The sequence below is a fragment of the Chitinolyticbacter albus genome (genome assembly GCF_024437655.1).
In the GTDB taxonomy this organism is placed as follows: domain Bacteria; phylum Pseudomonadota; class Gammaproteobacteria; order Burkholderiales; family Chitinibacteraceae; genus Chitinolyticbacter; species Chitinolyticbacter albus.
The window spans coordinates 114,249-125,816 of record NZ_JANBVF010000001.1; the positions used below are offsets into that span (position 1 = coordinate 114,249).

The 11,568-nt window shown below is 63.6% G+C and carries 10 protein-coding genes; 5 read left to right on the plus strand and 5 right to left on the minus strand.

The annotated features are described in order from the left end of the window. Positions 1-159: 159 nt before the first annotated feature. Positions 160-1,572 (plus strand): NADP-dependent phosphogluconate dehydrogenase, encoded by a 1,413-nt coding sequence (gene gnd, locus NLI84_RS00520; RefSeq protein WP_255987397.1) that lies wholly within the window; start codon positions 160-162, stop codon positions 1,570-1,572. A gap of 67 nt (positions 1,573-1,639) precedes the next feature. Here gnd and NLI84_RS00525 read toward each other — a convergent pair whose 3' ends face one another. Beyond that, on the minus strand, positions 1,640-1,906 hold the full coding sequence (locus NLI84_RS00525) for a hypothetical protein (RefSeq protein WP_255987398.1): 267 nt from the start codon (positions 1,904-1,906) through the stop codon (positions 1,640-1,642). Positions 1,907-2,573: 667 nt separating this feature from the next. Between NLI84_RS00525 and NLI84_RS00530 the strand changes: the two genes are divergently transcribed. Further along, positions 2,574-4,025, plus strand: coding sequence for a sensor domain-containing diguanylate cyclase (locus NLI84_RS00530; RefSeq protein WP_255987399.1), 1,452 nt, complete (start codon positions 2,574-2,576; stop codon positions 4,023-4,025). Positions 4,026-4,122: 97 nt separating this feature from the next. After that, positions 4,123-6,132 carry an NADPH-dependent 2,4-dienoyl-CoA reductase gene (locus NLI84_RS00535; protein WP_255987400.1) on the plus strand — a complete coding sequence of 670 codons (2,010 nt, stop codon included), beginning with the start codon at positions 4,123-4,125 and terminating at the stop codon, positions 6,130-6,132. 7 nt (positions 6,133-6,139) lie between these two features. Here NLI84_RS00535 and NLI84_RS00540 read toward each other — a convergent pair whose 3' ends face one another. Next, entirely contained in the window at positions 6,140-6,823 is a 684-nt protein-coding gene (locus NLI84_RS00540) for an alpha/beta hydrolase (RefSeq protein ID WP_255987401.1), read from the minus strand. A gap of 181 nt (positions 6,824-7,004) precedes the next feature. Next, entirely contained in the window at positions 7,005-7,439 is a 435-nt protein-coding gene (cadR, locus tag NLI84_RS00545) for a Cd(II)/Pb(II)-responsive transcriptional regulator (protein WP_255987403.1), read from the minus strand. A gap of 136 nt (positions 7,440-7,575) precedes the next feature. Here cadR and NLI84_RS00550 point away from each other — a divergent pair, with 136 nt between their 5' ends. After that, a complete protein-coding gene (locus tag NLI84_RS00550; RefSeq protein WP_255987404.1) occupies positions 7,576-8,124 on the plus strand; it encodes a DUF3703 domain-containing protein in 549 nt (182 codons plus the stop codon). A 22-nt stretch (positions 8,125-8,146) separates the two neighbouring features. Further along, positions 8,147-8,650, plus strand: a complete 504-nt coding sequence (locus NLI84_RS00555; protein ID WP_255987405.1) for a TlpA disulfide reductase family protein — start codon at positions 8,147-8,149, stop codon at positions 8,648-8,650. A 57-nt stretch (positions 8,651-8,707) separates the two neighbouring features. Here NLI84_RS00555 and NLI84_RS00560 read toward each other — a convergent pair whose 3' ends face one another. Together NLI84_RS00560 and NLI84_RS00565 are read right to left on the minus strand one after the other, a co-directional pair. Further along, positions 8,708-10,249, minus strand: coding sequence for a SpoVR family protein (locus tag NLI84_RS00560; protein ID WP_255987406.1), 1,542 nt, complete (start codon positions 10,247-10,249; stop codon positions 8,708-8,710). A gap of 29 nt (positions 10,250-10,278) precedes the next feature. Then, positions 10,279-11,562: a YeaH/YhbH family protein gene (locus NLI84_RS00565; RefSeq protein WP_255987408.1), complete on the minus strand. Its 1,284-nt coding sequence runs from the start codon at positions 11,560-11,562 to the stop codon at positions 10,279-10,281. Positions 11,563-11,568: the final 6 nt, after the last annotated feature.

Sequence of the window (11,568 nt, forward strand, 5' to 3'; positions counted from 1 at the left end):
TACACAGGATTTTTTGCCGGAAGAAGGCTTTATTTACCCCCGCATTGCCCCATATCATGCGCAGTCTCAAATTCACAAGACTGCTGGCGTCGCCCGGGTCACGACCCGTACGGCCACGCACGGCAATCATCACTTGCGCTAAGACAGGAGCAAACCACGATGTCCAAGCAACAAATCGGCGTAATCGGCATGGCGGTCATGGGCCGTAATCTGGCCCTCAACATCGAAAGCCGCGGTTACTCGGTTTCGATCTACAACCGCTCGTTCGACAAGACCGAAGAAGTGATTGCCGAGAACCCCGGCAAGAAGCTGGTTCCGTACGAGAAGCTGGAAGACTTCGTGGCTTCGCTGGAAACCCCGCGCCGTGTTCTGCTGATGGTGAAGGCCGGTGGCCCGACCGATGCGACCATCGACCAACTGAAGCCGCTGCTCGACAAGGGCGACATCATCATCGACGGCGGCAATACGCTGTATATCGACACCATCCGCCGCAACAAGGAACTGGCTGACCTCGGTTTCAACTTCGTCGGCTCGGGCGTGTCGGGCGGCGAGGAAGGCGCACTGAAGGGCCCGTCCATCATGCCGGGCGGCCAGCGCGAAGCGTACGAACTGGTGGCGCCGATCCTGAAGGAAATCGCCGCCAAGGCACCGGATGGTGAGCCGTGCGTGACCTACATCGGCCCGGATGGCGCCGGTCACTACGTGAAGATGGTGCACAACGGCATCGAATACGGCGACATGCAGCTGATCGCCGAAGCCTACGACATCCTGAAGAACGTCGCGGGCCTCTCCAACGCCGAACTCGCCGACGTGTTCGCCGAGTGGAACAAGGGCGAGCTCGACAGCTTCCTGGTCGAGATCACCGCCAACATCTTCAAGAAGAAGGACGACCAGGGCGGCAACGGCGAACTCGTCGACGTGATCCTGGATTCGGCCGGCCAGAAGGGTACCGGCAAGTGGACTTCGAAGTCCGCGCTTGATCTGGGTGTTGCGCTGCCGCTGATCACCGAATCGGTGTTCGCCCGCTTCATCTCGGCACTGAAGGCCGAGCGTATCGAGGCCGCCAAGCTGCTGAAGGGCCCGAAAGCCAAGCCGGCGATTGCCGACAAGGCGGCCTTCATCGAGGCCGTGCGCCGCGCGCTGTACCTGTCGAAGATCACTTCTTACGCCCAGGGCTTTGCGCAGATGCGTGCACAATCGGACGAGTCGGGCTGGGATCTGCAATACGGCGAGATCGCCAAGATCTTCCGCGCCGGTTGCATCATCCGTTCGCGCTTCCTGCAGAACATCACCGATGCCTACGCGACCAACCCGAAGCTCGCCAACCTGCTGCTCGACCCGTACTTCGCCAACATCGCCAACGAATACCAGGCTGCGCTGCGCGAAGTGGTGGCCGTTGCGGTCCAGGCCGGCATCCCCCTGCCGACCTTCGGTTCGGCCATCGCCTACTACGACAGCTATCGCACGGAGAAGCTGCCGGCCAACCTGATCCAGGCCCAGCGCGACTACTTCGGCGCGCACACCTTCCAGCGTCTGGACAAGGAAGGCGTGTTCCACGCCCAGTGGTTCTAAGCGTGTACTGGCCGTTGCAGTGACAAAGGCCCCGCGAGGGGCCTTTGTCGTTTCCGCAGGCCTGCAATCAGCCGTTGGCGTAGGGGCCGGTGCAGGTCAGGCCGGCGATCTCGTCCGGTGTCAGCGGGCACCAGTATTGCGAATTGCGCGGTGCGTAATAGCAGCCGGGCAGGCCGCGCGGAATGCAGCCACTGGCCACGACGAGGCCGGAAGCCTGCGCCGACGGCGTGGCAAAGCCACTGCTGATAAAGAGCGGCTCGGCAACCGGGGCATCGGCGGCGGCGGCAAAAGCTGTGGTCAGGGCAAATCCGAGTGCAACGACGAGCTGTTTCATCATTCCTCCAGATCGGACATCAGTCTTTCGCAGGACTATCCTGCGCGCCCACATTAGACTTTACTGATTCCAACATCCAGCTGTCTTTATATTGCAGTTTCCAAACGGCCGATCCAAGGGTATGAACGTCGTTCGCCGCCACGGCGGCGACACAGGCGGCGGCTGCCCTGTTTTTGATCAGCGCAGCACAACACCAGGCAGATCAAGGACTTGCCCGGCTTACCCACAGGCACCCCACACCGTTGCGCCCATCTTCCGTGGAAAACCGGGCCGGGCCTGCCGCTACGCGGTATTCACGCCCACTCCGGATGCGCAGGCCGCGGCCACCTGCGCAGTGCCGCTTTTTTGCGCAGCCGGCTCTATCCACCGGCGCGACAAGGACTTAGCCGACCTATCCACAGCCTTTCCCCACCGTTCTCCGCAAACGGTGGGGAAAACGGTCAAGGCTCTGCCCATATATTGAGCGCCCGCGGATTCTCCTTGCTGTTCAGGCACTTGGACCACTCATCCACAGGCTCTCTACAAGCTTGCTCCAGCAAGACCGTGGAAAAGCACGCGGTGCCCCCTGGCCAGCTTGCAGGGCCCTCCCCCAACACCTAGGCTGAGCCTGTCAAGGCGCCTTTTGCGAAGGCGCCCAGCCCCCGGCGCACGCCTATCCACAAACACCATGCCGCCCCTGCCGTTGTTCAACGAAAAACGCCGCCTGATCGCGCTGTTGACCCTGGTGCTGATCGCGGGTTTGCTCGGTACCAGCCTGGGCGCGTTTCTCGCCTCGCGTGACAACGTGCGCGAGCGCATCGCCACCGAATCACTGCCGCTGACCAGCGACAGCATCTACACCGAGATCCGGAAGGACCTGTTACAACCCATTGCCATTTCCGCGCAGATGGCCAACAACCCCTTTGTGCGCGACTGGATACTGGCCGGTGAGCACAATATCTCGCCCATCCAGCGCTACCTTGCCGAGATCAAGCTCAAGAACCAGGCGGTGACGAGTTTCCTGGTTTCCGGGCGTACACAGCGCTACTACAACGCCGACGGCCTCTTCAAGGTCATCGACGAGGACGATGTCCGCGACATGTGGTTTTTCCGCGTGCGTGACCTGGCCGGTGAGTTCGAAACCAATGTCGATGCGGACATGGCCCACCGCGACACCATGACCGTCGTCATCAAATACAAGGTGTTGGATGATCAGGGTCGCTTTCTCGGCGCGACCGGGGTAGGCCTGACGCAGGACGCGACGGCCAAGCTGATCGACAGCTACGAGGCGCGATTCCAGCGCCGCGTGTTCCTGGTCGATCGCAGCGGCCATATCGTGTTGACCGGACGCGCCTTCCCCCGCAAGGCCCGCACCTTGACCCAGCTGCCTGGCTATTCGGCGATCTCCGAACAGTTGCTGGCCGGCGGCCAGTGGCCGGAACGCTTCAGCTACGCGCGTGGCAGCTCCACCACGCTCGTCAACGCGCGCTTCCTGCCGGAACTGGGCTGGTTTCTCATCGTCGAGGAGAACGACGCCCAGGCACTGACACCGGTGTTGTGGGTCTTGCAGCGCAACCTCATCGTCAGCGCGTTGGTCACGCTGCTGGTGTTCGCGATCGCGCTTTACAGCGCCAACCGCTACCAAAACCGGCTGGAGCAGCTGGCCAGCACCGACCGGCTGACCCGACTGCTCAATCGGCCGGCATTCGACTTGGTGTTCCAGCAATCACTGCGTGATGCGGAACGCTCCGGCAAGCCGCTGTCGGTCATCCTGCTCGATCTCGATCACTTCAAGACGATCAACGACCGGTTCGGCCACGAGCGCGGCGACGATGCACTGTGCCACGTCGCCCAATTGTTGCGCGACACGGTGCGCGACAGCGATGTGATCGCACGCTGGGGCGGCGAGGAATTCGTGGTCTTGCTCAAGGATTGCCCGCTTGATGAGGCGATGCGCCTGGCCGAGCTCCTGCGCAGCTGGATCGCCGGTGAGGCGCTTGTCGACGGCGCCCAACTCAGCGCCAGCCTCGGCGTCGCCCAGTACCAGGACGATGAATTGCCGGAACACTACTTCGCGCGGCTCGATGCCGCGCTGCGTCGCGCCAAGGCACTGGGCCGCAACGGGGTCGCTGCAGGCTGAACGCGCACGTTTGAAACAGTGCGTTAACTGCAAACCCCAATGCACGCCAGCGTCCGTAAGGGCTAAGTTAGAGTCAGCCCCCACTGGATGCCGCGCAATGAACCGTTACCCCGCCATGCTCTCACCGCTCGATCTGGGCTTCACCACGCTGAAGAACCGCGTGTTGATGGGGTCGATGCATACCGGGCTGGAGGAAGACGCCGCTGGCGGCGCGCGGCTCGCCGCCTTCTATGCCGAACGCGCGCGCGGCGGCGTCGGGCTCATCGTCACCGGCGGCATTGCGCCCAACGAAGCCGGGCGCATCTACCCGGGCGCCGCTATGCTGGCCGACGCGGGCGAACTGCCGCGCCACCGCGCAGTGACCGAGGCAGTGCACGCGGCCGGTGGCAAGATCGCGCTGCAGATCCTGCACGCCGGGCGTTATGCCTATCACGAGGGCGCCGTCAGCGCCTCCGCCATCACCGCACGCATCTCGCCCTTCACGCCGCACGCGCTGAGCGAGCAGGAGATCGCCGACACCATCGCCGCCTTCGCCCGCTGCGCCGCGCTGGCGCGCGAGGCCGGCTACGACGGCGTCGAGATCATGGGCAGCGAGGGCTATCTGATCAACCAGTTCCTGGTGCGCCGGGTCAACCAGCGCAGCGACGACTGGGGCGGCTCATTCGAGAACCGCATGCGGCTCGCCGTCGAGATCATGCGCGCAGTACGCGCCGCCGCCGGGCCGGACTTCATCGTGATCTTCCGGCTGTCACTGCTCGATCTGGTCGAGGATGGCGGCACGCTGACCGAGGCCATCGCCCTGGCGCAGGCGCTGGAAGCGGCCGGCGTTACGCTGATCAACACTGGCATCGGCTGGCATGAAGCCAGCATCCCCACCATCGCCGCGGTGGTGCCGCGCGGTGGGTTCTCCTGGGTGACCGCCCAGCTCAAGCCGTATGTGAAGGTGCCGCTGATCGCGGTAAACCGGATCAACACACCAGACGTGGCCGAGCGCATCCTGGCGAGCGGCGAAGCCGACATGGTGTCGCTGGCGCGCCCGCTGCTGGCCGATGCCGATTTCGTGATCAAGGCCGAGAACGGCGCGGCCAACGAGATCAACACCTGTATCGCCTGCAATCAGGCCTGTTTGGACCATGTATTCGAGGGCAAGCCCGCCAGCTGCCTCGTCAACCCGCGCGCCTGTCGCGAGACCGAGATCGTGCTGCGGCCGGCGCTGCGCCGCCGCAACGTCGCCGTGGTCGGCGCGGGCCCGGCCGGGCTGTCGGCCGCGCTTACCGCCGCACAATGTGGCCACACGGTGACGCTGTTCGAGGCGGGAGACGCCATCGGCGGCCAGTTCCGCATCGCAAGCCAGGTGCCGGGCAAGGATGAATTCAACGAAACGCTGCGCTACTTCAGCGTGATGCTGGACAAGCACGGCGTCGATATCGAGCTCAACCGTCGCGTTGGCGTCGACGAACTCAAGGACTTCGAGCACGTGATCGTCGCCACCGGCGTGGTGCCACGCGTGCCCGCCATCACCGGCGTCGACCATCCCAAGGCTGTCCCCTACCCGGCCGTGCTGCGCGGCGAAGTGGTGGTAGGCCAGCGCGTCGCCATCGTTGGCGCCGGCGGCATCGGTGTCGATACCGCCGTGTTCCTCTCGGAAACCGATCTGCCAGACCACCTTGCCGCCTATGAGGACGACTGGGGCATCAACCCCGCGCTCGATACCGCTGGCGGCCTCAAGCGTGCGCAGCCGACCAAGTGCGAGCGCGAGATCTGGCTGCTGCAGCGTCGCCCTGGCACGCCCGGTGCCGGCCCCGGCAAGACGACGGGCTGGATCCACCGCCTCAGCCTCGCCGCGCGCGGCGTGCATCTCATTGGTAGCGTGGAATACGTGGGGATCGACGATGAAGGACTCACCATCAAGGTGAAGGGCGAAACCCGGACGCTGGCGGTCGATCACGTCGTGATCTGCGCCGGCCAGGAGTCGGACAATGTGCTCTACGCCGCGCTGCAGGCCGCCGGCCGCCCCGCCACGCTGATCGGCGGCGCCGAGGAGGCGCGCGAACTCGATGCCAAGCGCGCGATCGAGACGGGCATGCAGGCGGCACTGGCGCTATAGCGGCCCGCTAGCGTCCCAGGGCCCTTGCCAGCCAGGCTTCGATTTCCTGCGGCAGGAACGGCGTGCCACCTTCCAGCAACTGGGTGCCGTGGCCCGCGGAATCGAGGATGCGCACCGCGATTTCGCCCTGGTCATCCTTGAGGAAACGCCGCGCGACGGTATTGGCGCCGCGATCATAGCGCCCGGCATAGATCGCGACCGAGCGGCCGAGAAAGGATTTCATCATCGCCGCGCCGAAGAGCTCGTTGTCAGCGGGAGAGAGCGCCACCACGGTCGGGCAGGCCGGCCGCCCGGCACAGGCCTGCAAAGCCAGATTGGCGCCCGCGCTCGCGCCCACCAGGGCAATTCGCTTCGGGTCCACGCCGGGTTGCCGGGCGACCCAGGCCAGCCAGGCGTCCACGTCCCTGGGGGCAATTTCCCAGTCCACCAATCCCCCTGTCTGGCCAAACCCGCGCAGATCGACCGCCAGCACCGACCACCCCGCGGCCTGCAGGTTGGGCAGCAACGGCGCCCAGGTCTTGCGCCCTTCGGGAACCGTCATATGTAGCAGGACGACGGTGCCCTTGCCTTCCTGGGCGGAAGCCGACCAGTCGCCGTAGAGCTTCAGGCCATCGGCGGCATCCAGGGTGACGGTCTGGGCGCTGGCGGTGCAGGCACCGCAAAGGGCGATCAGGCTGATCCAGTACTTCATGGTGCGTTCTCCACAGTTGGCACACTTCCGAAGTATCAGGAGGAACACCGCGCCCCGCAAAGCGCGTACCGGCATGGCGGATATGCGTGAAAATCATGATCGCCCCGGGGCTTCAGGCGCCAGCACGCCGGCCAACACGCACCGCGGTATCGTCCAGAATGGCGTGCCCGATTGCGTGAATTCAGCCCAGATGGGTATGGCGGACCACGCTGCGCGCATCCTCATCCATTTCGGCGAGGCCTTGCAGGATGCCGCATTGATCGAGCGTCGAGTCACGCTGGCAGCGCTGGCGCAAGGCCAGCAACTGCGTCTTGAGTTGCTGCAGCTCGCTGATGCGCAACACGACATGATCGATATGCGCATCGATCACCTGGTCGATACCGCCGCAACTTGGCGCGGCCTCTGCCATCGTGTCGAGCAGCAGGCGGATTTCACCATGCGTCATATCGAGCGCACGGCAGTTGCGAATGAAGCGCAGCCTGTCCAGGTGCTCGGTGCCATAGGCGCGGTAGTTGCTCGCCGTGCGCGCGGCCAGGGGCAGCAAGCCCTCGCGCTCGTAGTAACGGATAGTCTCGACGCTGCACTGCGCGGCTTTCGCCACCTCCCCGATCTTCATGGTGTCATTCCCGCCTCAAGCCCTTGACCCTACAGTCACTTCAGGGTGTGTACTGCCAGCATACGTGGCGCAGCGCCCACCGTCATGGCGAGGGCCGCGCCCAATGCGGCACCACAAACCCATCAGGAGCGCAGCGATGTCGATAACCCCCCTTGCCACGGCTTACCAGGGGGCGCTAACGCAGGCCCGCCAGGCGCGCAGTGAAGGCAAACCCGAGCTTGCCTTCACGCTGCTGGAACGCGCCCATATCCTGGGCCAGCAACGGTTCGGCTGGCATTTTCGCGTGCACTGGAGGATGTTGGAGCTCGCCATCCTCCTGCGCGACGGTCGGGAAATCCGCGGCCAGCTGCTGCGGCTGTTGCTGACGCCATTGGGCCACCTCACCGGCCGACTACCGCTGGGCAATACCGGCCGCGCCAACGTCAGTGCTTTTGCGCCGATGCCCATTGCGCAGGAATTACAGCAACTCGCAGCACAAGCAGGGGGCGTACCTGAAGCGCCTCGGAACCAACCGAGCGATCGGTGCGCCCCCGCCATTTACCGTCTCGCGGCCAGCCCTGGTCGAGATGCCGAGCAGTCGCTCTTGCATGGTCATGCCTTGCGGCAGGAACAACGCCATGCGCGGGTCCAGGTGAAAATCGGCGCAGCCGCTATAGCCAATAAAGCGCGAGCTCGGCGAAAATAGCGCACGACGCAAAGGAAGCTGCATGACGACCAAGACCAAACTCGCGCTGGCGCTCGGCCTGCTGGTGATGGCTATCGCGGGATACGCGCTCTGGCACAGCCAGCGCCCCGTCGTACCTATCGCCAGCTACACCACGCTGGATGGCCGCAGCGGATCGATCTCGGGTCTGCGTGGCAAAGTGGTGCTGGTAAATTTCTGGGCTACCAGCTGCCCAGGCTGCATGCAGGAAATGCCGGATCTGATGCGCGTGCACCAGAAATTCAAGCCGCAAGGCTACGAAACACTGGCCGTGGCGATGAGCTACGACGTGCCGGTCTATATCCGCACCTATCGCCAGCGCGCCCAGCTCCCCTTCGTGGTCACGCACGACCAGAGCGGCGCCATCGCGACGGCTTTTGGCGACGTAACGCTCACGCCCACCAGCTTTTTGCTCGACAAGCGGGGCGCGGTGATCAAGAAGTACGTCGGCGTGCCGGACATGGCCGAGCTGGAAGCGCAGATCGGCAAGGCGCTGCGGGCCAGCTAACACCTGGCCGGCTCGGCATGACAATCAGCCCGCAACACGTGGGCGCGATGCCGGCCATCACTGTCCGTGCCGCTTTTCCAGCCGGCACTCGTAGCACAGGATCACCCGGCCCTGGTCGTCCACGCTTTCCAGCTTCACCGTAAAGCCCCACAGCCGGGCCACGTGCTTCAGTACCTCGTGCACGCTGTTCGCGAGCGGTCGACGCTGATGCTGAGTGTGCCGTAACGTCAGCGTCCTATCGCCCCTGACATTGACGTCGAACACCTGGATATTGGGTTCGCGCGCGGCCAGATTGTATTGCTCGGCGAGCTTGCGCCGGATCTCGGCATAACCGGCGTCGTCATGGATGGCCGAAACCTTGAGCCGGGATTGCTCGTCATCGTCCAGGATGGCGAAGAAGCGGAAATCGCGGATCAGCTTGGGCGACAGGTATTGCGCAATAAAGCTCTCATCCTTGAAATTGCGCATCGCGAAATCGAGCTGACGGCGCCAATCGGTGCCTGCCAGTTCCGGAAACCACTGCTTGTCCTCGTCGGTCGGTTCCTGGCAGATGCGCTGGATATCGCGATACATGGCAAAACCGAGCGCATAGGGATTGATGCCGTTGAAGTATGGGCTATCCACGCCGGGCTGGGTCACCACGCTAGTGTGGCTATGCAGGAATTCGAACATCGACGAGTCGGTGAGCTTGCCATCGTCGTACAGCTTGTTCAGTAGCGTGTAGTGCCAGAATGTGGCCCAACCTTCATTCATCACCTGCGTCTGGCGCTGCGGGTAGAAATACTGCGCCACCTTGCGCACGATACGCACGATCTCGCGCTGCCATGGCTCCAGGAGCGGCGCGAACTTCTCGATGAAATAGAGCAGGTTCTCCTGCGGTTCGTCCGGAAAGCGCTGCGGAGACGATGACGCTTCGAGCTCGGACTGCATGGTGGGGATGGTGCGCCACAGCGTGTTCACCTGCGATTGCAGGTATTCCTCGCGCTCGGCTTGCCGGGCGCGTTCCTGGGCCAGCGACAGTTTCTGCGGCCGCTTGTAGCGGTCGACGCCATAGTTCATCAGCGCATGGCAGGAATCGAGCAGCTCCTCCACCTCCTCTTCGCCGTAGCGTGCCTCGCAATCGGCGATGTATTTCTTGGCGAACACCAGATAGTCGATGATGGCATCGGCCTCGGTCCAGGTGCGGAACAGGTAGTTACCCTTGAAGAAGCTGTTGTGCCCGAACGACGCGTGCGCGATCACCAGCGCCTGCATCGTCATCGTGTTCTCCTCCATCAGGTAGGCGATGCAGGGGTTGGAGTTGATGACGATTTCATACGCCAGGCCCATGGCGCCGCGCTGGTAGTTCTTCTGCGTAGAGAGGAAATGCTTGCCGTAGCTCCAGTGGTGGTACATCACCGGCATGCCCACCGAGGCGTAGGCATCCATCATCTGCTCTGCGCTGATGACTTCCAGCTGGGTGGGGTAGGTGTCGAGCCCGAAATCGCGGGCGATACGGCCAATCTCGTCGTAGGTCGACTGGATCAACTCGAAGGTCCATTCGGAGCCGGAGAACAGCGGCGTACGCACGGGGGCGTCGGTATGGGCGACTGCGGTCATGGTGGCCTCGCTGGCGTGCGGCGGCAGGGTCAGGCGGCGCTACGCTCGCCCAGGCCCGCCTTCTTGAACAGGTCACGGAACACTGGCCAGATCTGGCCGGCATCCTTGATACGGCGCATCACGAAGTGGTGGTGCTGCGCCGCCACCTGCTCATACTCGTACCACAGGTTCTGCGGCTCCCCCTCGGTGATCTCGACGTAGGCGTAGTACTGCAGCAGCGGCAATAGCTCGTTGGACAGCAGCTCGCGGCAATGCGGGGAATCGGAATCCCAGTTGTCGCCGTCCGACGCCTGGGCGACGTAGATGTTCCAGTCTGCGGTCGGGTAACGCGCCAGCACGATCTTCTTCACCAGCTTGAGCGCGGACGACACCACGGTGCCGCCGGTATCGCGCGCATGGAAGAACTCGTCCTCGTTCACCTCGAACGCCTGGGTGTGGTGACGCACGAACACCACATCGATCTTCTCGTAAGCGCGCTCCAGGAACAGGTAGAGCAGGATGAAGAAACGCTTGGCGATATCCTTCTTCATCTCGTCCATCGAACCTGACACATCCATCACGCAAAACATCACCGCCTGCGTGGTCGGATTGGGCACCCGTACCCGGTTGCTGTAGCGCAAGTCAAAGGGATCGATCCAGGGGATACGTGCCAGCCGCGCCTTATGTTCGCGGATTTCCTGCATCAGTGCGTGGATTTCCGGATCGTGCTCGTCGCGGCTTTCCAGCAGCTCGTCGAGTTTTTCCTGCGCAGCGCCAAGCTCATCCATCGGCAGCGCCGACAGCGCAATACGCCGGCCGAGCGCACCGCGCAGGCTGCGCAACACGTGGATGTTGGTCGGAGTGCCATCACTGGTGAAGCCCGCGCGCATCGGTTTGAAGGTGGTGGTTTGCGCCAGCTGCGTCTTGATCAGGTTGGGCAGCTCCAAATCGTCGAAGAAGTAGCTGAGAAACTCCTCCTTGGAGAGCGTGAACACGAATTCGTCCTGCCCGTCGCCGCCGTCACCCGAACCGCCGCCACCTCCGCCTCCACCACCGCCTTGCGGGCGCTCGAATTCGTCACCGCGCAGGTATTCCTTGTTGCCCGGATAGACACGCTCGGTCACCCCGCCCTGTGCATGGCCGAAGGTCGGCTCGCCGATATCCTTCACCGGGATCGACACCTTTTCACCGCGCTCGATATCGGTGATCGAGCGGTCCTTCACCGCGCGCGCCACCGCCTCCTTGATCTGCCCCTTGAAGCGCTTGAGGAAGCGCTCCCGGTTCACCGCGGATTTGTTCTTGCCATTCAGACGCCGGTCTATCAGATGGAACATGGCCAC

Bases quoted from the DNA above. Each gene is read 5' to 3' on its own strand.
- NLI84_RS00530 (WP_255987399.1), top strand. From the start codon at position 2,574: ATGCCGCCCCTGCCGTTGTTCAACGAAAAACGCCGCCTGATCGCGCTG.
- NLI84_RS00535 (WP_255987400.1), top strand. From the start codon at position 4,123: ATGAACCGTTACCCCGCCATGCTCTCACCGCTCGATCTGGGCTTCACC.
- NLI84_RS00560 (WP_255987406.1), bottom strand. From the start codon at position 10,249: ATGACCGCAGTCGCCCATACCGACGCCCCCGTGCGTACGCCGCTGTTC.
- NLI84_RS00565 (WP_255987408.1), bottom strand. From the start codon at position 11,562: ATGTTCCATCTGATAGACCGGCGTCTGAATGGCAAGAACAAATCCGCG.
- cadR (WP_255987403.1), bottom strand. From the start codon at position 7,439: ATGAAGATCGGGGAGGTGGCGAAAGCCGCGCAGTGCAGCGTCGAGACT.
- NLI84_RS00555 (WP_255987405.1), top strand. From the start codon at position 8,147: ATGACGACCAAGACCAAACTCGCGCTGGCGCTCGGCCTGCTGGTGATG.
- gnd (WP_255987397.1), top strand. From the start codon at position 160: ATGTCCAAGCAACAAATCGGCGTAATCGGCATGGCGGTCATGGGCCGT.
- NLI84_RS00525 (WP_255987398.1), bottom strand. From the start codon at position 1,906: ATGAAACAGCTCGTCGTTGCACTCGGATTTGCCCTGACCACAGCTTTT.
- NLI84_RS00550 (WP_255987404.1), top strand. From the start codon at position 7,576: ATGTCGATAACCCCCCTTGCCACGGCTTACCAGGGGGCGCTAACGCAG.
- NLI84_RS00540 (WP_255987401.1), bottom strand. From the start codon at position 6,823: ATGAAGTACTGGATCAGCCTGATCGCCCTTTGCGGTGCCTGCACCGCC.